Below are 23,340 nucleotides of genomic sequence, written 5' to 3' on the forward strand. Positions count from 1 at the left end.
ATGTATTATACAGATTACTCTTTAACTATTTTAAAGGACTGGTCTTTTCCTTCAGATTTAACTCTTAACAGATACACTCCCTTTTTAAGATCGGAAACATTTACCTGTTTGGTGTCTTTATCAATTGTTTTAATAAGCTGGCCGGTAAGCGAGAAGATTTCAATACTATTCAGCTTTTTGTCAGAATTGATGTTCAGTACATCTTTTACCGGATTAGGATAAATTTTAATATCTGTAGTATTTCTTGTTAAATCATTTACAGCCAGTGAAGACGCATCTACAACAGATACATTATCAATATCGATTCCTCTTGCCCAGTTTGAAGTTCCTTCAAAAGCAATCATATAGTTTGCAGACTTATTCGGAAGCGGTATGCTTACGTCAAGCCATGCTGCATTTTCTGTTGTATAAGAACTTCCTAACTGCGTCCAAGCATCCGAAGGATTTGCTTTGTAATAAATTCTCAGTTCATCCACATCACCGAACCAGTTAACATTCGCAAGACTGAATCTTAATTGAGGTGTGGCAAGTGCAGAAATATTAAGAGGCGGCAATAATAATTTTGCTTTATTCCCTGCCGTTGTCGTTCTGAATTCTGCCATTCTTGGAGCTGATTTAGGTGTTATTGAGCTGTTGCCGTTTGCCGTTACGTAACTCCAGGTAGCAGTTCCGCCTCCTGTAACGGCTTCATTTGCCCAACATGATGGGATTGTTGCTGTGTCGAAGTTTTGGGTATAAGGGAATGATGAAACCGGAGCACAGGTAGTAGTGAAAGATTTTACCGCCGTCCAAGCACTGAAGCCGTTTGTACCGCAATTGGACCGTACATAAAACTGATAACCGGTGGCAGCTGTAAGATTAGGAATAGTAGCAGATGCAGTAGACGAAGTAATTACAGTACCAGTTCCCTGGGTAAATCCTGTTGGTCCATACTCTATCTGATACGTTGCTCCTGCAGTAGGAGAAGCCGTCCAGCTTACATTGGCAGAACTAGACAGAACAGTATTCACGGTAACACCTGAAGGCGAACCGCATGAAGGAATTGGCCCCACAGAAATATCGTCCAGGTCAAAATAGAACATATCCGTCGTAGAAGAATAAAAACCTACATAGATGGTCTGCCCTACATACGCTGAAAGATTATAGGTATATCTATAAAAGTTAGCGCCGCTTGCGGGAGCTACCGATGCAGCTAATGTAGTGGTAAAAGCAGCAGCCGTAGGTGTGGTAGTAGAAATTTTCACACTGATGGTTTCAGGATATAGAGGATCCCGGCTTCTGGCATAAAAAGATAGGAAATCGCTCACGCCGGCAGTAACGGTAATGGCCGGAGTTACCAAATAATCATCGTGAGCTGAAGAGCTATAACCGATAGAAGCAGTATTGGCGCCACTGTAGGCCGTAATATTTCCTCCGGTATAGTCTACAATAGACCATGTATTGGTATCTCCGCCATTTAAAACGGTCCAACCTGTCGGAATTGTTGTTCCTGCATCAAAGTTCTGGGTAAATTGCGCGTTGGCAATAAAAGGCATTGCAAGCAATGCCAAAAGTAATTTTTTTCTCATAATTATTAATTTAATTTTGGTATGTTAACTTACAAACTTTCTGTGAGTTAGCCAAATAAAATATAAAAAATGTGAGAAAAATACATTATACTTACATAATTAATAAAATGATATAAATAGTATAATATAAAAAAAAGCGGCTCTTAAAAGAGCCGCTTATATTTTTACCAACGTTTTCCGCCGCCGTTACCGCCACGGTCTCCACCGCCGTAACCTCCACCGCTTCTGTTGTTACCTCCGTAACCTCCACTTCTGTTACCACCTCCGTAACTTCCGCCGCCTCTGTTTCCACCGCCTGCGTTGTTACTGAAAGTTCTTCTTGGCTTTTCTTCTCTTGGTTTAGCCTCTGAAACATTAAGTGTTTTTCCGTTGAATTCTTTCTGATTAAGAGCCTCAACAGCCTGCTGACCTTCAGCGTCTTCCATTTCGATGAAACCGAAACCTCTTGAACGGCCAGTTTCTTTGTCTGTAATGATTTTTACTGAAGAAACTTCTCCAAATTCTGAAAATAGATCTTGCAACTCGTAGTCTTTAGTTGCGTAATTGATGTTTGAAACAAAAATGTTCATCTGAGTAAAAAATTAAAAATGTTAAAAATGATTTGGTTTATAAAAGAAAAACAACATAAAGAATGAACAAATATTGATTCCAGATATAAGACAGGTGCAATATACAACTTATAATTTCATATCAAAAGCTTTTTTAAAAATATTTTAATAAAATTTTCAACTAAAACATAACTTTGTTAAAAAGTATTAATTCATCGTGAAATTTTTATGAATATTTAGTAAAGTTATAATTATTGTCAATATTTTACATTATGCTTAACACAGATTAATTTGCTTGCGTTGGCATCATTGAGGAAATAAATAATTTTCTTTCAGACTGTAAATGCCTATTGCTTGGATGGAGCTATATTTTAACACTAAATTTGCACCGGAAATATTACAACTATGAATTATCACACAAGAAAGTGGGTAAAACCCGAAGATCTGAATCCCAACCAGTCTTTATTTGGTGGCAGGCTGTTACAGTGGATTGATGAAGAGGCAGCTTTATATGCAGTTATTCAGCTTGAAAATAAAAAAGTAGTTACAAAATTCATCTCAGAAATCAATTTTGTTAGTTCTGCAAAACAGGGAGATATTATCGAAATCGGGATAGAAGTTTCAGCTTTCGGGTCTACTTCTCTTACATTAAAATGTGATGTTAGAAACAAAATGACACACCAGACCATTATTACGGTTGATAAAATTGTTATGGTAAATCTTGATGAAAGTGGCAATCCTGCACCTCACGGAAAAACAAAAGTGGAGTTTGTAAAAGACAGACTCAGTAAACAGGAACCCGAATGAAAATCTATATAAAAAATATGGTGTGTGAAAGATGCATCACTGCGGTTTCAGGTATTTTTAACGAAATCAATATCAACGTTAAAAATATCACTCTTGGTGAAGCAGAAACAGCATCTGAGGTTTCGGATGAGAAACTTCTTCTGCTGGAGAAACGCCTGGAAGATATAGGTTTCGAAAGAATTAAGGACTCGTCCCGACAGCTTGTTGAAAAAATCAAAAACCTCATCATTAAAAAAATCAGCGAACTGGATATTGATGAGGATTTTCTTCTGTCGGAATTTTTAAGCAGCACGCTCAACAAGGATTACAGCTCCGTTTCCAGAACATTCTCCCAAAACGAAAACATTACCCTTGAACAGTTTTTTATCCTTCAAAAAATCGAAAAAGTAAAAGAACTACTTCTGTACAATGAATTCACGTTAACAGAAATCGCAGGGAAACTGGGTTATAAGAGTGTTCAGCATCTATCTTCACAGTTTAGAAGCAGTACCGGTTTTACCCCATCAGAATTTAAAAAGCTTAAAGTTCATAACCGAAAACCACTGGATCAGGTCTAACTGAATCTGAGTGTTTTAGGTTTAAAGGTTTGAGTGTTTTAGTGTTTTAGTGTATTTATTTTATGGTAACATTATAATATTACAACTCCTACTTTCATACTCTACAACTTTATAACTCTACAACATAAACAAAATTCTATAAACATTATCCTTAAATTTATAACAAGCTTCGGAATACATTTTGGAAATTTGTTCTATAAATAAAGGATTATGCAATATCAATATACAATTCTCGGGATGACCTGCTCCGGCTGTCAGAAAAAAATTTCCGAAAAGCTAAACAGCCTGGAAGGAATAACAGCCGAAATAAATCTCGAAAATAACACGGCGATCATCACTTCAGATAAGGAAGTAGATCTGGATTTTTTAAATGAAGCCCTTAAAGAAGCCGGTAATTACAGACTTGAAAATCCAGGTCAAGCAGAGCAGGCTTTTATAAAACCTCAGGATCGTGTCTCCCCCTCATCGGTGTACTACTGCCCTATGGAATGTGAAGGTGAAAAAGTGTACTTTCAGCAGGGAAAAAGATGCCCGGTGTGCAATATGTACCTTGTTCCTATTGAAGAAAAACTTGCAAAAGATCCAACTTATAAACCTGTATATTCCTCTTCCCATCTTCCTGAAAATTTTAAAGATAATATCGGGAAATATTACTGCCCGATGTTTTGTGAAGGCAATAAAGTTTATCCTGAAAAAGGAGACTGCCCGGTCTGCAACATGCACCTGGAAGAGATTACAGAAGAACTCGTTAATAACTCAGCGCAACATACCCATCATCATTCTCAACAGCACGACCATCACCATCATGAACCGCCTAAGGTAACCGATGCAATGGCTGGTAAATATTATTGTCCGATGTTTTGTGAGGGCGATAAAGTCTATGACTCCAACGTCGGCTGTCCGGTCTGCGGAATGGGTCTGGTGAAATATCCCGAAAAAAAGGCGGCGCAATATACCTGCCCGATGCATCCGGAAATTATCCGCAACGAACCGGGAGACTGCCCGATCTGCGGAATGGACCTCGTTAAAATACCTGACAAAGAAGATGATAATGAAGATGAAACCTATAAGATCCTGAAAAGAAAATTTATTATTTCATTACTCTTTACCATACCTGTTTTTATTCTTTCTATGGGAGGAATGATGATCGATTTTCCGTTTTCTCATCAGATCCAGGGAGTCATTGAGCTGTCATTAACGCTTCCCGTGATTTTTTATTCGGGATGGTTTCTGATCAAGAGAGGCTGGGTTTCATTTAAAACCTGGAATTTAAATATGTTCAGTCTTATTGCGCTGGGTGTTGCCGCCGCATTTATTTTTAGTATAATAGCATTGGTTTTTCCTGGTATTATTCCTCACGAAATCCGAGGAGCGCATCACGAAACGCCTCTTTATTTTGAAGCCGTATGTGTAATTTTAACGTTGGTAATTTTAGGCCAGTTAATGGAAGCGGCAGCTCACAAGAAAACGGGAAATGCCATCAGGGAATTAATGAACCTTTCCCCTGACGAAGCCAATATTATCGTTAACGGAGAAGAAAAAAGAATCCTGCTTTCACAGGTTAAAATCGGTGACCTTCTGAAAGTAAAACCCGGTGAAAAAATACCCGTTGACGGAAAAATCACAGAAGGAAATTCTAATGTCGATGAGAGTATGATTACAGGCGAACCAATTCCTGTTGAAAAAAAGGTAAACGATAAAGTATCTTCCGGAACTATCAACGGAAATCAGGTTTTTATTATGAAAGCTGAAAAAGTAGGTGATGATACCCTGCTTTCACACATCATCAGAATGGTGAATGAAGCCAGTAGAAGCAAAGCTCCTATCCAGAAATTGACGGATAAAGTTTCAAAAATATTTGTTCCTGCCGTTATCCTGGCGGCTGTTCTCACCTTTATTCTTTGGCAGATTTTCGGTCCGGAAGGTAAAAAAAGCCTTTTTGCTTTTGTGAATGCTGTTGCTGTTTTAATAGTTGCCTGCCCGTGTGCTTTGGGTCTCGCCACGCCGATGTCTCTTATGGTAGGAATCGGGAAAGGTGCCAAAAACGGAATTTTAATAAAAAATGCGGAAGCACTTGAACAAATGAATAAGGTAAATGTTTTAATTACCGATAAAACAGGAACTTTAACCGAAGGAAAACCGTCAGCAGAATATATAGAAACATTGGATAACGATAAAACTTTCATTTTAAAACTAGCGTATTCTTTAAACCAAAATTCGGAACACCCTTTATCTACCGCAGTTATTAAAAGAGCAAAAGAAGAAAACATTAAACCAGAAAAGGTCGACGGCTTTGAAAATATTTCAGGAAAAGGCGTAAAAGGAAATATTAATGGAAGCACAGTATATGTAGGAAACGAGAGCCTTCTTGCTGCCCATGATATTTCAATTCCTGAAAATCTCAGACAAAAAGCTATCGAAGTACAATCGAAAGCGCATACCGTTTCTTATGTGGCAGAAAACGAAAATGTTTTAGGCTTCATCAGTTTTACTGATAAAATTAAGGAAAATGCTAAAAATGCAATTCAGCAATTGATCAAAGAAGGAGTTGAGGTAATTATGATGACGGGAGATAATGAACACACAGCAAAAGCAGTTGCTGATGAACTCGGAATCAAACATTTCAAAGCCAATTGTCATCCTGAAGACAAACTCAATGAAGTAAAAAGATTACAGCAGCAGGGAAAAATTGTTTCTATGACCGGCGACGGAATCAACGACTCTCCTGCCCTCGCCCAGGCCAATATCGGGATCGCAATGGGTACCGGAACCGACGTTGCCATGGAAAGCGCTGAAATTACTTTACTGAAAGGCGATATCTCGGGCGTTGCAAAATCAAAGCTTCTAAGCGAGAAACTGTTGAGAAATATTAAAGAAAACCTCTTTTTCGCCTTTATTTATAATGTTTTGGGAGTTCCGGTTGCGGCAGGATTATTGTATCCGTTTTTTGGAATATTATTGTCACCGATGATCGCAGCGGCAGCAATGAGTGTTAGTTCACTTTCTGTTATTTTAAATTCATTGCGGTTAAATTCGGTTGATTTGAATAAATAATTTAATCTCCCGCAGATTTAACAGATGTCTGAGAAAATTTAAAATCACCTATGGAAAATATGAAAAAAGAAAATCTATACATCGGCTGCTCAGGTTTTTACAATAATGACTGGAAAGGATCGCTGTACCCGGAAGATGCCAAAAGTAAAGACTTTCTTACCCTATATTCTCAGGAATTCAACTGTGTGGAAATCAACTCTACTTTTTACAGAAAACCGACTGCAAAAACATTGATCAAATGGACGGATGAAACACCGGATAAATTCAGGTTTTTTATTAAAATTCCGAAAACTATTTCTCATGAAAAAAGAATGAAGGACTGCAAAGAAGAAATAAATGTTTTCTGCGAACATATTGGATCTCATCTGAAAGAAAAATTGTCCGGTTTTCTGTATCAGTTTCCGCCTTCGTTCAAAAATACTCCGGAAAATCTGGAACTCATCTTAACTAATATTGACTTCAGCTATGTAAACGTTATTGAGTTTCGCCATGATTCCTGGTGGGATCAGGATGTTTTTGGTATACTTAAAGAAAATAATATTGTCGTTTCAGGTGTTAGCTTTCCCGGAAACCTGCCGGAAGATGTCATCATCAACCATCCTGCTATTCTCTATTACAGGCTTCATGGTAAACCTGTGCTCTACAAATCCGAGTACAGTGAGGAATTTCTGAAAGAATTAGCACAAAAAATTAAAAACGCTCAACATCAGACTTTTATATTTTTCAATAATACCTGGGGAACTTCAGCTGTCAAAAACGGATTGTATTTAAAAAGTATTTTGGAATAAAACGCTTCGTAAAAAATTTATTAAAATAAAATTAAAAAGTAAAATAAGCCTATAAAGAGGCATAATTTTTGTTAACAATTATTTGGATTTTTTAACAACTTTTAACAACTCAATTCCTTTTAATTTTATGACAAAAACCTTTGGGGAAAAGTCTCTAAAAAAGACTTTTCTTGGGATGTTTGCATTGATGAGTGCAACTTCAATTCTATGTAACAGCTGTAACCAGAAAAAAGACAAGAAAGAATCAGAAAAAATGATTCATAAAAACCATCCCGTCGCAAAAGCTGTCCCCAAAATCGATGAAACTGTTCCGCCCGATAAAAGAGTGATCTACCTTACATTCGATGACGGCCCCAACCATGGAACAGAGAATCTTCTTAAAATTTTACATAAAAGAAATGTCTGTGCTACCGCTTTTCTCGTCGGAAAGCATGCGTACGGCAGCAAAAAACAACAGCAGGATCTTCAGCTTCTGAGAAAAGATAAGCTGATCGAACTTGCCAACCACAGTTTTACCCATGCTCACAACAAATACACCGATTTTTATAAAAATCCTGTGGAAGTAGTTCATGATTTTGATACGGCCAAAGACAGCCTGAAACTCTACGATAAAATTGCAAGAACACCCGGGAGAAATATCTGGAGGCTCAACAATATTACCGTTACCGATCTGAAAAGTTCAGGCGATGCAGCAAACAGTCTGAAAAAAGCAGGTTACAAAGTAATCGGATGGGATCTTGAATGGAAACCAACCAATAGAATGGTATTAAAAGGAAACCATGAAGCCATGCTGAAAAAAGTAGACAGTATCTTTTTTAACGATCTTGAAAAAACCTCAAGGCATCTTGTTTTTCTTACTCATGACCAATATTTAACCGATGCCGATTCTATCAACGAGCTGGATCTTTTTATTGAGAAGCTTCAGAAAAGCAACCGTTTCGTTTTCAGAAAAATCTCGGAATATCCGGGAATTAATGAAATACTGAACTGAAATATTTCTTTAAACTTTATTTGATTTTTATTTACCACAAAAGGCCCAAAAGATTAAAAATATATTTAAAATTGTTTACTAGTAAGATTGATAATAAGATCTCATAAGTTTTTAAAATCTTTAATTTTTATTTTTTGTGATCTTTGTTTATCTAAAATAATTAAAACTAATCTTTTGTGTCTTTTGCGGTTAAATTAAAATTGACAAGATCTGATTACATTTTAATTTAAAATTCAGAAATTTGCAGGTATGAGTATTCAGGAAAATTACAACGATATCAAAAAACAGCTTCCTTCGGATGTACAGTTGGTGGCCGTATCAAAAACCCACCCCGTCTCCGCTATACAGGAAGTTTATGATTTGGGCCAAAGAGTTTTCGGAGAAAATAAAGTACAGGAGCTTGCCGAAAAATATCCTCTTCTTCCAAAAGATATCCAATGGCATCTGATTGGCCATCTGCAAACCAATAAAGTAAAATACATCGCTGAATTTATTGACACCATCCAAAGTGCAGATTCAGAAAAACTGATCATGGAAATCAATAAAGAAGCAGGTAAGCACAACCGTACCATCAATGTTTTGCTTCAGGTAAAAATTGCAGAAGAAGAAACAAAGTTCGGACTTGAGATTGAAGAAGCAAAAAACCTGTACAGAAAATACCTCAACGGTGAATTTCCCAATATCGTTATCACCGGACTGATGGGAATGGCAACTTTCACCGAAGACAGGGATCAGATAAAAAAAGAATTTCTGATTCTTAAAAGACTTTTTGACGAATTAAATCAGCTTCAGCCTTTACAGACATTATCAATGGGAATGAGTGATGACTTCCCGATTGCCATTGAATGCGGAGCTACTTCAATACGCGTAGGATCGGCAATTTTCGGAAGGAGAGATTATTCAAAATAGATGATTAGGTATAGTTTTTGCTAATAATTCAATCAAAAAATCTAAATTTGCAACTATGCAAAAAATCCTTATTGTAGAAGACGAAAAAGCAATCTCAGGAGTACTCCAAAGTATTCTTTCCGATGAACTTACTGACTATGAATTTGTAATCGCCGAAGACGGCCTTGAAGGTTATAAACAGGTAGAAAAAGAAGATTTCGCATTGGTGATTTCCGATATTAAAATGCCTAAACTTTCAGGAACAGAACTTTTGAAACAGAGTTTATCCCTAAAACCGGAATCCACTTTTATTATGATCTCAGGACACGCAGACATCGATTCTGCCGTTTCCTGCCTTAAAGACGGCGCATATGACTTCATTTCCAAACCTATCGATATCAACAGACTGATTACCAGCGTAAAAAATGCTTTAGCCAAAGAAAGCCTGAAGAAAGAAAATAAAAATCTTCAGACCGAAAACAAAACGCTCAAGAGAAAGGTAAGCAAAAAGTACCAGATGATCGGTGAATCAGCAGGTTTAAAGAAGATTCAGGATATGATTGAGAAAGTAGCCGCATCTGATGCAAGGGTTTTGATCACGGGACCGAACGGAGCCGGAAAAGAGCTTGTAGCTCATGCAATCCACAATCAGAGTGACAGAGCAAGAGGTCCAATGATCGAGGTAAACTGTGCTGCAATTCCTTCTGAATTAATTGAGTCTGAATTATTCGGACACGTAAAAGGGTCTTTTACCGGAGCGATCAAGGATAAGCAGGGAAAATTTGAGCAGGCCAACGGCGGAACTATTTTCCTGGATGAGATCGGTGATATGAGTCTTATAGCACAGGCAAAAGTATTGAGAGCTTTACAGGAAAGCAAAGTATCTCCTGTAGGAAGCGATAAAGAAATAAAGGTTGATGTAAGAGTGCTTGCCGCTACCAACAAAAATATGCAGAAGGAGATTGAAGCCGGAAGATTCCGTGAAGACCTTTACCACAGACTTTCTGTGATCGAGATTTACGTACCATCTCTGGACGAAAGAAAGGAAGATATTAAATCGCTTGTTGAGCATTTTGCCGGAATTATCTCTGATGAGCATGGAACTGCTCCGAAGAAATTTGATGACAAAGCTATTGATGCCCTAAAAGCACTTTCATGGACAGGAAATATCAGAGAGCTGAGAAACGTAGTGGAAAGGCTCATCATTTTAGGAGGAAACACTGTTTCAGCTGACGACGTTGCAAGTTTTGTAAGGAAATAATGTAAGTATTACTTCAGATAAATTATAAAATTGCAGTATCTCTTGTTACTGCAATTTTTTTTGATTAAAACTATGACCCATCAATTATTATGAACTTTTTACATAAAAATTATACCAAAGAATGCCTTACGCTCGCCCTGCCGGTAATGCTGACCCAGGTCGGCCAGGTATCAGTGAATCTTTTTGACAATATTATCGTGGGAAAGCTGCTGGGAGCCGATGCACTGGCTTCGGTTTCCTTAGGAAACGCGGTATTTTTCTCGATGTTTGTGCTGGCGTTAGGATTTTCTTTCGCGATTCCGCCGCTTGTTTCGGAGGCTCATTCGAAGCATGACCATAAAACCATTAACTCGGTTTTCAGTCATGGTTTTGTCATCAACATGACAGTCGGAATTATTTTAATGGGAATTCTGCTTTTAGCAATGCCGTTGCTCTACCATTCGGGGCAGCCGGAAAAAATTATTCCGGATACGGTAGATTTCCTTACCATTATGGCCATCAGCATTGTTCCGTTTATGGCATTTCAGACGTTGAGAGAAGTTTCGGAAGGTTTATCATATACGATTGGTGTCACAAAAGCCACAATTATCGCGAATATTATCAATATTGTTTTAAATTACATTTTTATCAAAGGGCTTTTCGGAATTCCGCCGATGGGGGTAAAAGGTTCCGCTTTGGCAAGTTTGATCGCCAGGATATTTATGGTCGTTTTCCTGTATTTTGTACTTTTAAAGCAGAGTAAAACACGACGGTATATCAAAGATTTCACTTTAAAAATCGAAGTTTTTTCAAAAAAAATGTTTGATAAAATGGTACGATTAGGTTTGCCGACTGCCCTCCAGATGTTTTTTGAGGTAACGGCTTTTGCCGGTGCGGCTTTTATCTGCGGACTGATTTCAGCACATGATATCGCTTCCCACCAGATTGCTTTGAGCATGGCATCATTTACATTCAATTTATGTATTGGGTTCAGTGTTGCTTCTACAGTGATGATCGGCAGAAAGCTGGGCGAACAAAACTTTACGGAATTAAGAAAAGTTGGAATCAACAACCTGAAGATCGCTTTTATTTTTATGGCCATCTGCGGAATTGTTTTTATTTTGGGAAGAAATATTCTCCCGACTTTTTTTACTAAAAAAGAAGAAGTCGAAGTCATTGCCTTAGCTGCAAAATTAATGATCATTGCTGCTTTATTTCAGCTTTCGGACGGAATTCAGGTAACGGCTTTAGGAACACTCAGAGGCATGCAGGATGTTAAAATTCCCTCCATTTATACCTTTATTGCCTACTGGATCATTACCATACCTTTAGGATATTTTCTTTGTGTGACCTTACAAATGGGTGCTTTCGGAATGTGGATCGCATTGGGTCTCGGACTTACCATTTCCGCTTTATTTCTGGTAAAAAGATTTCTCAATCTGTCTGCGAAAAGAATTAAGAGTAATAGGGAAAGTGAATTAAAAGCACAATAATCAACAAGTATTCTGAAAAGAATGAACGTACAGACAAAAAAAATAAAGATCCGTCAGGAAACATTTACCCTTACCAATCAAAGAGCTTTATTCTGGGAAGAGCAGAAAGCCCTTATTCTTTCGGATCTGCACATCGGAAAAACCGCCCATTTCCGGAAAAACGGAATTGCTTTGGCCAACCAGATTATGAAAAATGATCTGGAGCGGCTTTCGATCCTCATTGAATATTTTAAGCCAGAAAAATTTATTGTTGTAGGAGATCTTCTTCATGCAGGCGACAATTCGGACGTTGATGAATTCTGCAGTTGGAGAAACCAGTACACCGATCTTCAGTTTCATCTTATTGAAGGCAATCACGACAGGATTACCAAAAAACTTGAATCTAAACTGTGTCTGAATTTTAAATCTGAGCTGCTGGAAATTGAAGATTTTATGCTGATTCATGATTTTGAAAAAAAGCATCCTAAATTTCAGATTACCGGACACATCCATCCGGGATTTGTTATTAATTCCGCCGTTAAAAAAATAAAGCTTCCCTGTTTTGTGGTCACAGAAAATCAGCTTCTTTTGCCTGCTTTTAGCGAATTTACAGGACTGGATACAAAAAATCTTCCTAAAAAAGGAAGATTCTACGTATTTACTGATGCTGAGATCTATGAGATTTAATCTAATTAATCCAGCGTTTTTTTCATCATCAGATCGGTCTGCGCATCATTTCCTAACCGGAAGATGTGCTTATCAAATTCTGTAAAACCATTTTTAATATAAAAGCTTACGGCTCTTTTATTTTCTCCCCAAACGCCCAGCCAGATGTATTTTTTGCTTTGTTGCCGGGCAATTTCCAAAGCTTTATCAAACAGAAGCTGCCCTACTTTCTTACCTTGATGGGAACTTTTCACATATATTCTTTCGATTTCAAGAGAAGTTTCGTCCTGAAGTTCGGTTTGAGATCCTCCTGAATTTACTTTCAGATATCCTACCGGGCTTTCTTCCTCCCAGGCTATAAAAAACCGGGAATCCACAGTATTGAGTTCCTTTAACAATTTTTCTGAAGCAAAACTTTCGGCCAGATATTTCTGCATTTCTTCCTCTGAGTTATGTTTTGAAAACGTTTCGTAAAAAGTTTCCTTTCCCAGCTGCTGCAGGGTTTCAAGATCTTCCGCAGAAGCTTTTTTCAGAACTATTGATGTCATATTATTGTAAAAATAAAATTTTATTAAATGCTTCTGAAGCAAGATGCACCTGTACCGTCCAGTCATCGGCAGCGTCGCTTCCCGCATCATCAGAAATGTATTTCAGGCAAAGAAACGGAATGTTTTCTTTCATGGCAATCAGCGCCAGCGGATAAGCTTCCATATCAACGACATTGTAATCGGCTTCAGAATGATTCATTTCGAAACTATCGCCACTGCCGCAGATTCCTTCCGGAAGACCGTTTCTTTTCAGTCCATACTCAAGCAATGGCGGAATACCGGACAAAGGTGTTTCGTATAAACTAAACCCAAGCCCTCTCACATCCATATCCCGCTGGATAAATTGTGTACAGCAAACCACTTCCCCTTTGTGGAAACTTTTGCTTCCTGCAGAGCCGAGATTGACTATTAATTTCGGCCTTCTTCGATGAATTTCTTTAGTGAGTTCCATCGCCGCATTTACTTTGCCGATACCCGTGATGAGTTTATTTTTATCATTAAAAACCTTTCCCGCTTCAGAATCAAGGGCAAAAACAAAGAGCGTTTCATCTAAAGGAAACTGATGGTTTTCATTTACTGTAATCATAAAAAAATTGAATATTAAATTTAAAGATTATATGCTGCATCCATCGGCATCACAGGAATTATCTCCGCCCGAAATATTTTTCAGCGGAATAACCGTTTCTTCATAGGTCTGCTGAAGAGCATTGGCAAAAAATTCGACTGGCTGTGCTCCGGAAACTGAATACTTTCCATTAAGAATAAAGAAAGGCACTCCTGAGATCCCGTGACTTCCCGCTTCAGAAAAATCGTTTTTTACCTCATCATTAAATTCTTCTGATGTTAAAACCTGGCGTGCCTCATCCGTATTTATTCCCAGAGATCCGGCAATTGCCACGAGTGTATCAATATGTCCGACGTTTTTTCCTTCGATGAAATGCGCTATAAAAAGTGCTTCTTCCATCTCATTGGCTTTTTTATACTTCTTTGCTAAATGTAATAATTTATGCGCAGAAAATGTATTGGTAATTAAAGCTTTATCAAAATTAAATTTAATTCCTGACTTTATTCCCATTTGCGACACCTGTCCTATCATCTGCTTTGCCTGAGCCTCCGGAAACCCTTTTTTCTCCCTGAAATATTCGAAGGTTGTTTTTGTTTGATCAGGATCGAGGGTCGGGTCAAGCTGGAAGCTTTTCCATTCTACTTCGATTTCATCTTTAAAAGGAAGATCTTCAAGTGCTTTCTCAAAGTTATTTTTCCCGATATAGCAAAACGGACACATTACATCCGACCAGATTTCTACTTTCATCGTATTTATTTTTAATTGAATTATACTTTTTCTTTTATTTTTCTGCTAAAAAGGAGATGCACCGTTAAAGCCAGAACACCCATTGCTGTTCCTACAAAGCAGACACCACCCCATTGGTAATACTGCCACGCAACGGAAGCCAGCCATGTCCCAAGAGAACCACCGATGAAATAAGACACCATATACACTGTATTCAGTCTGTTTACAGCGCTGGATTTTATAAGAAAGAAATCCGTCTGATTCATAATATGGGCAGACTGAACACCGAGGTCCACCAGAACAACTCCCGCTATCAGTCCCCAATAAGTTTCACCTGCAAAGTAAGTGAATGCCCAACTGATTAATACTACTGATAAGGCATAAATTACGATTCTGTTCAGATCAAAAATTTTTTGCAGCTTCCCTACCCTTGCGGCAGCTAATGCTCCCGCCGCCCCGGCCAGGCCAAAACTTCCCACTACCGAAGAACCGGCGTTAAACGGTGGTTTCTCCATATGGAAAGCCAGCGTTGTAAATAAAGCGCACATAGAACCGAAAGCCATCGCTCCACGGAATGAAGCCAGTCGCAAAACAGGCTGGGTTGCTGCAAGGTGAAATACTGATTTCATTAAATCACCATACGTTCCTTTAAAGTTCGGATGAATGTCAGGAAGCATTTTATAGACGGCAATCCAAACGAAGATCATCATTCCGGACGCTATTCCGAACATGGTTCTCCAGCCCCATATTTCTCCCACAATACCTCCTATGAAACGCGACAAAAGTATTCCCAGCAACAGCCCGGACATTACCAATCCTATATTTGATGACTTTTCTTTATCCCCCGAAAGTTCTGCTGCAATGGGTACAAACAGCTGCGGAATTACCGACGTTACTCCGATAAGCAAACTGGCGGCATACAGCATCCACAATTCTTTGGCAAATGTCATCCACAATAATGCAGCAAATACAAGCAGAAGATCAATAAGAATAAGTTTTTTACGGAACAACTTGTCTCCCAGCGGAACAATCAGCAAAAGGCCGGCCGCGTATCCCAGTTGGGTAAGAACAGAAATCTTTCCTGCCGCAGCTTCGGAAACCTGTAAGTCTTCTGAAATTAATGAAAGTAAAGGCTGATTGTAATAAATATTTGCCACAACAAGTCCTGAGATAACGGTCATCAGCCAGATTACAGTACGTGAGATGCCACCGGTAGAATTCAACTGCATAGATTTTGTTTAAGAATGTGCGAAATTGCTGTACAAAAATACTTATTTTACCATAAACAGAAATGAAGATTTTATCGGTTTTAGCGATGATTTTAATTGATGGAAAAGGTTTTCCGGATCAGAATTTATGAAGAAATTTGCACTATGAAAATTATACCGCTGAAAGAAGGAAACTTTTCAACGAACAGGACCAAAGATTTTACACTCTTAACAGATGAAAATGCTGCTACGGTAAAAGGAATAAAAATGTCTGTAACCCCTTTCCTGATCATTACGGAACATGATGTGATTCTCCTGGATGCCGGCATCGGATGGAAAAATGAAGTAGGACAAACCGTTATCTCTGAAATCCTGAAAAGTGAAGGTATTAATACGGAAGACGTGACGAAGGTACTGCTTTCCCATCTCCACAAAGATCATATAGAAACGACTGTAACACGCACAGAAAACGGCTTTAGGGCTACCTTTCCCAATGCAGAAATTTTTATCCAGAAGCGGGAACTCGATTATGCCATGAACAATCGGGAAAGCTATTCTTTTGATTTTGATACGCTGGAAAAGCTGGTCAGCCTGGACCATATCGTATGGATGGACGAAGACAGAGGATTTATTACGAATGAAATCTATTTTGAAGTTGCCGGCGGCCATACTCCTTTCATGCAGGTTTTCCTGATACGGGAAGGCGATGAAACGGTGTTTTACGGAGCAGATGACCTGCCACAGGCATCCTACTTACAATATCATCTGGCTTATAAAAGTGATTTTGACGGAAGAAAAGCGATGGAATTGAGACAGAAATGGCAAAAAGAAGCAATTGAAAACCACTGGAAAATTCTTTTGTACCATGACCTTAATAAAGCTGTTCTGCAATTTTAAAAAGAAAAAAATGGTTTAAAGTTCATTAAACCATTTATAGATATCAACCGTTGATGCAATATTCAACTTTTTTCTCAGCCTGTTTTTCCTGTTCTGGATGGCTTTAGGAGTAACAAATGTATAAGTTGCAATTTCCTTCGTTGTTAAGTTGAGCTTTAGATAGATACAAAAAATAAGCTCAGAATTTTTTAAATTAGGCTGAATAGAGGACAACTTTTTAAAAAAGTCCGGATCCACTAATCTGAATTTACTCAACAGACGTGGAGAATTCTCTTTCGCTAATGCCAAAATTTCGTCCTGCACAAAAATTTTTTGGTTTAAATCTTCTAAATTGAATTCAGTTTTTTCGTTTTTCATAATATTTTCTCATCTCTACTAATTCCTGGTGCTTTAGTAAGCTTCAGCATTAACACTCTTCGCATATACTTCATTCAGATTCTATTTCTGCTTTTTGAAGTTTTTATATTTATGCTTGATATTTTATCATTTTGAAAATTGGCCTGTCTTAGTAGTAATTACGTTTTTCTTGCTTTTTGCATTTAATATTAAAATATTTTCACAAAAATTGCGATTATATTTTTAGGTAAAGACAAAGAAAGAAAAAATGATTAAAATTTTCCTGAATTAAAATACCACATACATACCACGCCAATTCCTTTAATGCTGCCTTTATCCTTTACATCAGGTCGTTTAAAATATTTCAATAATCTGAGAACAAAACTAAAGTTTTCTGAAATTGTTTTTTATGATTGTAATCAATAGGTATAAAAAATGTGAGTTATATTTAAGAATAAGCAGATAAAGTATTAATTTATAAGATAAAAGAGTACCAAATCATCGTAATATTATCCTGTTTTCACCATAATATAATTTTATTCTAGATAAACAGCTGATTCTGGTATGAAACAGTTATTTTTTATGAAAAATTTATAGCATAAATGAATTGTACAATTGGTGCGGTTTACCTAAAACTCGCAAAATTCAATGTTGAAAACATAAGAGTTGAATTTTTAAATTAATAAATAATCATTTATAATTTTGAATTTTTGATAATGATTATTACAGCTAAGCAAGGGCTTAAGATGTTGAGATACCTAATTATTTTTTGTCGAATATTTTAAGAATTTTTTCGAAGGTATTGATATTTCTGCTTGTAAACTGATCCTTCAAACTCTTCTTTCCCAGGATTTTGCCAAAGGTGGAATCAAGTGTATTTCCTTTAGGTACCTGCCAGTAAAAAATAGTATTGATTATTTTTGCTTCTTCGTGTTCTGTTTTCGATGCCGCTTCAAATTCATTCATCAGAATATTCTCAACGCCTTCATTTCCTATAAAGGTGTAGCAATGTAGCTTCTCGTCTTTCGTAAAAGGATTTCCGTTCCAGAAGTTTTTTATCTCCTGCTGAGATTTGATGAACAAAAATGCATCATACGAAAAATGATCGGACATTGCTTTTTCGAGAATAGCTTTTAATTGTTCCGGGCTTTTCTCAGAGGTAAAAAGTATATTTCCCGAAGCCAATACCGAAGTAATATCCTGTACTCCCGTCTCTTTGAATACCTGGCAGACTTCGGCCATTTTCATGTTGGTTCCTTTTACATTAACACCTCGTAAGAATGCACAGTATTTCATTTTTTGAACTTGATAGTTATTATTTGAGATTCAGAAGTTTACTTATCCAATTTTTTAGGCTAACTTAAAATTCTGTTATCCCGCCAAATTAATCAATTCTTTCATATAAATTGTAATCTGACCCGGAAGGTTTTAAAATATAAATTTTTTCTAAAATTTTGTAATTGCTTTTGAGATGGTCCTTTACCCGGAATTCTTTGATCAGTTTATAATGAAGTTTCAAATATTCTGCGTTTTCCGATTGAAATAAATCATCATAAGAAAGCAGATATTTCGGTTTTCTGTTTTTCACGGTATTCATCCAGAAATTCTTTTTATCTTTTCTGATTTCATCCTGAACTTTTTTATCAACCAACCCCACTTCATCAATTGTTTTCAATCCGGAGAAATAAGGAACATACCCTGCAGGCTCCAGAAAAATCCATTGATTTTTATCTTTTTCATAGGTGTTTAAAAATAGCCCTATTGTTCTTCTATAGTTCCATTCTCCATTACCTGTTGCAATAGAATGAACCGTCTGGAAAGTCAGCATCGGAATGATGTAAAACAATATCAATAATGACAGCCAAAGGTTTCTTTTTTGTTTCTGCTCAAGAACAAATAGCAAAACCGGAGCAAAAAGCAGAATCTGAGGCACCCAGTAATACCAGTCGAAAAGACTTTTCTGGGAAAGAAAGATAATCTGCTTAATCCATCCGAAAATGAAAATAATCCACAGGAAAAAGTTTCTTTTTTCTTTTTGTCGGATTAAATAAATAAAACACAGCCATTCAAAAATCAACAGTAAAACAGTCAGCGGATTAAAATCTCCAGGAAGCTTCAGCATTCCCCAGAAGTTACCGAAATTCTCTAAAAAATTATCAAAGTTTTGATGGAAGGTATACTGTTTGTCGTAAGCCAGTTTTTTAGCCACAATGGTATTATTGACAATTTCTCCAAAATACAGCCAGTTAAAAGCCAATACCCCGGCTACTCCCAAAATTCCTCCAAGAATATAGGTCCAGCGGATTTTTCTAGTCCATAAAACATCTATGATGAAAACAATTCCCAGAAAAATTACGGTGTCGACGCGGGTAAATAAAATAAGCACCGGCAATACAATCTGAACCCACTTTTTACCCTTGCTAAACCCATAATACAACAGCATCATTTCAAGAAAGAACAGAATCCCGTACTCCATCCCAAGAATGGAAATTTTGATAGCCGGTGGTAAAATGCCTATTAAAAAGATAAATATTGCTTTATGCCAAGCATTTTTTAACAGTAAATGGGATAAAAAAAGACTACCCAGGGTGAACAGTACCGAATTGAAGATGAGCAGAGGCTCAATAAAATTTTCTTTTCCGAAAATCAGATTAAACAGATACGAAACAAAAACGTACAAATGTGTTGTAGAAGCAGAAATTTTTTCAGGACCATTGAAGCCGATAACTCCGTAATCCATCAGATGCTGAGCGACTCTCCAGGTAATGAAAGCATCTTCCTGAATATAATGTGTTAATAGAAATAATAATTTAAAAATAACTGTACCGAAAACAGCATAAACCGGGATTCTATGATTTTTTATTTCTGCCATTGTGTTTCTTTAATATCGCAAATATAATCTTTTTAACCATTCGAATCCCACATAAAAAAAACGGAACCGAAGTTCCGTTTTCATTATATTATTGTGTCGCTTTAATTATCGAGTTGGTAATCTGGCTTTCTTTCTCTTTCGAATAAGTAGAATCAAAAGGTTCCATAATATCAAATAAGTATTGGTAGAATGGCGTGATCTTCTGTACCTGCTCAGATTCATTCATCGCTTTTTCCTTGCCCATTTCTTTAAGATTTTCAATGAAGGTGTTGAACTTCTTATCAATCGGCTCAATGGACTTCACAAGATAATCATACGCTTTATCTTTTTGGCCAAGTCTGGTATAAGCATCTGTAACCGCCGAGATCACTAAAGAATATTCCATCGGTTTGGTTCTGATCTGTCTTCGCAGATAGCTTTGATCTGATTTGCTTAGACTCATATAATAATCATACTCTTCAAAAATTCCTTTTTTCAGTACTTCTGCCAGCTTCAATCCTTTGCTTTCCTGACCTGAAACAATGTAACCGTACACCATTGAACTTAATGAACGAGGATCGTTGTACTTTTCGGCAGGAATTTCTCTGGATGCAAGATCAAGAAGTTCAAGCGCTTTTCCTTTTTGTCCCATTGTTGCCAGTGCTGCTGCTGCTCTGCTTGCCGAAGCTCTGTAGCTCATAATGTTGGAAGTTGCTGTTTCATCAAAGTGGGTATTGAGATCTTTAAAATTACCCCATCTGAAGTTTTTAACTACATTATATAAAGAATTGGCATCTACTCTTCCCAATTCACCGTCCGGCGTTTGCGGCGTGTGAATAGGAATCAGCCTGTAACTGAAACCGTCAAACTGAAGATATTCATCCAGATAGAAAACATTCTCGCTGTCATAAATTCCTCCTGAAGAGAAATTGATAGGCCTTTTCCAGTCGAAATTAGCCAGAATATCAAGCATAATCAGGTTATTCTTGTATAATGTATTAGCCTTATAAGTAATCATAATCTGGTCTACCGTATTCGGAAGGTCTGCAGCATTAATGATCCCTGCTTTTACGGCATTTGCTTTGTTTACAGGAAGAATGAATTTATTAACCGGTAAAATATTGTATTTTTCATATTTCTCTTCACCGAAATACATTTTAAGAAGCTCGTTCTTTGCAGGCGATGAATATTTAAGGAAGCTGATTGCTTCTTTCATTGTCATAGAATCCTGAACGAGATATTTTTTAAATTCTGCAAATTCCGTATCAGGTGCACCCTGTTCTTTCAGCATAGAGAACACACCCTGCCAGTCTTCTTTTTTCATCATATAGATTTGGTCGTTGGATCCGTCTCTATAGTCTTCATGAGTTAAAACTCCGGGAACCGGCGCTGCATTATAGGTTCTTCTTTTGATCTGGTCGATATTCCACGGAGTAGACGCTAAAGTAAAATTAACGACTTTTACATCATCTCTGAATCTTTCCGTTTCCTGAATCGCCCAAACCGGATATGTATCATTATCACCGTATACGAATAAAATATCTTCCTTCGGTAATGATTTTAATACAGAATATCCATAGTCGTATGAAGTATAACGATTGTGTCTGTTATGTACATTATAGTTCTGGAATCCCATCATAAAAGGTACTCCAAGCAAAACTATTCCTGCCACCAGATTGGCTGCATTTGATTTGATTTTAGACTGCAGGAACCAGAGAATGGCTGCTGCCCCCAATCCTATCCAAATGGCAAAAACATAGAATGAACCGACCATTGCGTAGTCTCTTTCTCTAGGCTCAAATGGTTTGACGCCGGTATAGAAAATAATTCCTAAACTCATCAATACAAATATTGAAAGCATGGCGTAGAATCTTCCGAAATCTTTATTAAGCTGGAAAAAGAATCCGATTAGTCCTAAAAGTAATGGTAAAAAGAAGAATTTTACTGTACTTTCATTCTTGAACTTCGCAGGCATTTTGTCCTGGTTGGCTACTATATTATTATCAATAAAAGGAATCCCGGAGATCCAGTTACCACGGGTACTTTCCATATTTCCTTCAAGATCGTTCTGGCGTCCTACGAAATTCCACATCAGATAACGTACAAAATAATATGAATTCTGGAATGTGATAAAATAATCTAAATTCTGTCCGAGTGAAGGTTTCTGAACATTAATAAGATTATAAGGTCTTACCTTCAGATAATCTGATGCAGTAATCGATTTATCTTCATATTTCTTTCTCAATTCATCAAAGATCTGCTTTGCCTCCGGGCTGTCTGCAATATCTTCGTTTGAATAATTAAAGCTGAAATCCGGCGCTCCGTACATGGAAATGTAGTTCGCCATAACATCTTTATCTTCATTAAACATTCTCGGCATAAAACCGACATGTGCTTTATTGAATACATAATTGAATCGGTCCCCGGTTTTTCTGTACGTTCCGGTTTTCTCATCTTTTTCGTAGATCTCACCGGTTTTCTGGGTTTTGAAACTGCCGTCTTCATTTTTTTCAATTCCGTTCGCATCAAGATAAGCCGTATAGTTTTGTCCGTAAATGGTAGGCCAGTCACCATACTGCTCCCTGTTGTAGTAATCCAGCATTCCTATGGCGTTGTCCGGATCATTAAGGTTCATCGGAGGATTGGCGTTTGCCCTGATCGGAATAACCATCCAGCATGAAAAACCAATCATCATAAACACCACAGATAAAGCGATGGTCTGGTATACATTTCTTTTCATCTTTCTGGTATACGAAATCAGGAAATAGCATATCGCAATCATCAGAATAAATGCCACGATAGTCCCTGAGTGGAAAGGCAGCCCTAATCCGTTAACAAAGAAAATTTCAAGCTTCCCGAACATCGTCATGATGAAAGGGAAAATTCCTTTAAAAACAATTGCCAGGATCACAAGTGTAATAACATTTGCCCAGATAAAATTTTTCCAGGTAAATGTGTATTTTCTTGCATAATATATAAAGCATACTGCAGGTATTGCCAGCATACACATCATGTGCACCCCTACAGAAAGTCCGAGAATAAAGAAAATTAAGATAATCCACCGTTCATTGTCAGGCATCTGGTATTCATTCTCCCATTTGGTAATTAACCACACTAAGAGTGCAATAAACATTGATGCCATTGAATATACTTCTCCTTCTACCGCAGAAAACCAGAAGGTATCTGAAAAGGTAAAGCACAAAGCACCAACAACGCCGGCAAAAAGAATGGAAATCTCCTGATGTTTCGTAATGTCGTCAAAATCCTTATTTAAAAGCCTTCTGACCAAATGGGTAATGGTCCAGAATAAAAACAGGATTGTAAACGCACTGAACAATGCAGACATTGCATTGATGACGATAGAATAATTTTCGCCTTTCCCCAGCGCAAACATGGCTGCCACAGCGCCAATAATCTGGAATAATGCCGCTCCCGGAGCGTGCGTTACTTCAAGTTTTACCGCAGAGGAAATATACTCGCCACAATCCCAAAAACTGAAATTGGGTTCTATGGTGGACAAGTATGTGATAAATGAAATGACGAAAACCACCCATCCGAGAACGGTGTTCCATCGCCTGAAAGTCCAATTTTTCATAGTATTAAATCAATTACGCGAAAATAAGGCTTTTC

General features: G+C 37.4%; 20 protein-coding genes. 10 read left to right on the forward strand and 10 right to left on the reverse strand.

The features are described 5' to 3' along the window. Nucleotides 1–14: 14 nt before the first annotated feature. Both HHL20_RS08100 and HHL20_RS08105 read right to left on the reverse strand, forming a co-directional pair. Nucleotides 15–1,568 (reverse strand): T9SS-dependent choice-of-anchor J family protein, encoded by a 1,554-nt coding sequence (locus HHL20_RS08100; protein ID WP_169230640.1) that lies wholly within the window; start codon nt 1,566–1,568, stop codon nt 15–17. A 164-nt stretch (nt 1,569–1,732) separates the two neighbouring features. Next, the gene (locus HHL20_RS08105) at nt 1,733–2,137 is read right to left on the reverse strand and encodes an RNA recognition motif domain-containing protein (RefSeq protein WP_072882544.1); all 405 of its coding nucleotides are present in this window, start codon (nt 2,135–2,137) and stop codon (nt 1,733–1,735) included. 384 nt (nt 2,138–2,521) lie between these two features. Here HHL20_RS08105 and HHL20_RS08110 point away from each other — a divergent pair, with 384 nt between their 5' ends. The 9 genes from HHL20_RS08110 (at nt 2,522) to pdeM (ending at nt 12,600) form a co-directional block, all read left to right on the forward strand. Then, entirely contained in the window at nt 2,522–2,923 is a 402-nt protein-coding gene (locus tag HHL20_RS08110) for an acyl-CoA thioesterase (RefSeq protein ID WP_169230641.1), read from the forward strand. Continuing rightward, the gene (locus HHL20_RS08115) at nt 2,920–3,480 is read left to right on the forward strand and encodes a helix-turn-helix domain-containing protein (RefSeq protein WP_169230642.1); all 561 of its coding nucleotides are present in this window, start codon (nt 2,920–2,922) and stop codon (nt 3,478–3,480) included. Before HHL20_RS08110 ends, HHL20_RS08115 begins: the two co-directional genes overlap by 4 nt. 210 nt (nt 3,481–3,690) lie before the next feature. Then, nucleotides 3,691–6,534: a heavy metal translocating P-type ATPase gene (locus HHL20_RS08120; protein WP_169230643.1), complete on the forward strand. Its 2,844-nt coding sequence runs from the start codon at nt 3,691–3,693 to the stop codon at nt 6,532–6,534. Between the two features lie 50 nt (nt 6,535–6,584). After that, nucleotides 6,585–7,322 (forward strand): DUF72 domain-containing protein, encoded by a 738-nt coding sequence (locus tag HHL20_RS08125; RefSeq protein ID WP_228463129.1) that lies wholly within the window; start codon nt 6,585–6,587, stop codon nt 7,320–7,322. A 127-nt stretch (nt 7,323–7,449) separates the two neighbouring features. Then, nucleotides 7,450–8,313, forward strand: coding sequence for a polysaccharide deacetylase family protein (locus HHL20_RS08130; protein ID WP_169230644.1), 864 nt, complete (start codon nt 7,450–7,452; stop codon nt 8,311–8,313). Between the two features lie 249 nt (nt 8,314–8,562). Further along, nucleotides 8,563–9,222 (forward strand): YggS family pyridoxal phosphate-dependent enzyme, encoded by a 660-nt coding sequence (locus tag HHL20_RS08135; protein WP_169230645.1) that lies wholly within the window; start codon nt 8,563–8,565, stop codon nt 9,220–9,222. 55 nt (nt 9,223–9,277) lie between these two features. After that, nucleotides 9,278–10,462, forward strand: coding sequence for a sigma-54-dependent transcriptional regulator (locus HHL20_RS08140; RefSeq protein WP_169230646.1), 1,185 nt, complete (start codon nt 9,278–9,280; stop codon nt 10,460–10,462). Nucleotides 10,463–10,551: 89 nt separating this feature from the next. Then, the gene (locus HHL20_RS08145) at nt 10,552–11,934 is read left to right on the forward strand and encodes an MATE family efflux transporter (RefSeq protein WP_169230647.1); all 1,383 of its coding nucleotides are present in this window, start codon (nt 10,552–10,554) and stop codon (nt 11,932–11,934) included. Between the two features lie 21 nt (nt 11,935–11,955). Then, nucleotides 11,956–12,600 (forward strand): ligase-associated DNA damage response endonuclease PdeM, encoded by a 645-nt coding sequence (gene pdeM / locus HHL20_RS08150; RefSeq protein ID WP_169230648.1) that lies wholly within the window; start codon nt 11,956–11,958, stop codon nt 12,598–12,600. A 5-nt stretch (nt 12,601–12,605) separates the two neighbouring features. Here pdeM and HHL20_RS08155 read toward each other — a convergent pair whose 3' ends face one another. Genes HHL20_RS08155 through HHL20_RS08170 form a run of 4 tightly spaced genes read right to left on the reverse strand, consistent with a single transcriptional unit; the run spans nt 12,606 to nt 15,647 of the window. Continuing rightward, entirely contained in the window at nt 12,606–13,127 is a 522-nt protein-coding gene (locus HHL20_RS08155; RefSeq protein ID WP_169230649.1) for a GNAT family N-acetyltransferase, read from the reverse strand. A gap of 1 nt (nt 13,128) precedes the next feature. Next, on the reverse strand, nt 13,129–13,713 hold the full coding sequence (locus tag HHL20_RS08160; RefSeq protein ID WP_169230650.1) for a 5'-methylthioadenosine/S-adenosylhomocysteine nucleosidase family protein: 585 nt from the start codon (nt 13,711–13,713) through the stop codon (nt 13,129–13,131). Between the two features lie 27 nt (nt 13,714–13,740). Continuing rightward, nucleotides 13,741–14,439 (reverse strand): DsbA family oxidoreductase, encoded by a 699-nt coding sequence (locus tag HHL20_RS08165; RefSeq protein ID WP_169230651.1) that lies wholly within the window; start codon nt 14,437–14,439, stop codon nt 13,741–13,743. 20 nt (nt 14,440–14,459) lie between these two features. After that, entirely contained in the window at nt 14,460–15,647 is a 1,188-nt protein-coding gene (locus HHL20_RS08170; RefSeq protein WP_169230652.1) for an MFS transporter, read from the reverse strand. 144 nt (nt 15,648–15,791) lie between these two features. Here HHL20_RS08170 and HHL20_RS08175 point away from each other — a divergent pair, with 144 nt between their 5' ends. After that, entirely contained in the window at nt 15,792–16,523 is a 732-nt protein-coding gene (locus HHL20_RS08175; protein ID WP_169230653.1) for an MBL fold metallo-hydrolase, read from the forward strand. A 15-nt stretch (nt 16,524–16,538) separates the two neighbouring features. Here HHL20_RS08175 and HHL20_RS08180 read toward each other — a convergent pair whose 3' ends face one another. The 4 genes from HHL20_RS08180 to HHL20_RS08195 all read right to left on the reverse strand — a co-directional run bounded on the left by HHL20_RS08180 (nt 16,539) and on the right by HHL20_RS08195 (nt 23,305). Further along, nucleotides 16,539–16,880: a helix-turn-helix transcriptional regulator gene (locus HHL20_RS08180; RefSeq protein ID WP_169230654.1), complete on the reverse strand. Its 342-nt coding sequence runs from the start codon at nt 16,878–16,880 to the stop codon at nt 16,539–16,541. Between the two features lie 741 nt (nt 16,881–17,621). Next, the gene (locus HHL20_RS08185; protein ID WP_169230655.1) at nt 17,622–18,155 is read right to left on the reverse strand and encodes a DUF1697 domain-containing protein; all 534 of its coding nucleotides are present in this window, start codon (nt 18,153–18,155) and stop codon (nt 17,622–17,624) included. An 88-nt stretch (nt 18,156–18,243) separates the two neighbouring features. Continuing rightward, nucleotides 18,244–19,731, reverse strand: a complete 1,488-nt coding sequence (locus HHL20_RS08190; RefSeq protein WP_169230656.1) for a hypothetical protein — start codon at nt 19,729–19,731, stop codon at nt 18,244–18,246. Nucleotides 19,732–19,819: 88 nt separating this feature from the next. Then, complete coding sequence (locus tag HHL20_RS08195; RefSeq protein WP_169230657.1) at nt 19,820–23,305, reverse strand: glycosyltransferase family 117 protein; 3,486 nt, start codon at nt 23,303–23,305, stop codon at nt 19,820–19,822. Between the last annotated feature and the right edge of the window lie 35 nt (nt 23,306–23,340).

The sequence above is a fragment of the Chryseobacterium cheonjiense genome, from assembly GCF_012927265.1.
Taxonomy (GTDB): Bacteria; Bacteroidota; Bacteroidia; order Flavobacteriales; family Weeksellaceae; genus Chryseobacterium; species Chryseobacterium cheonjiense.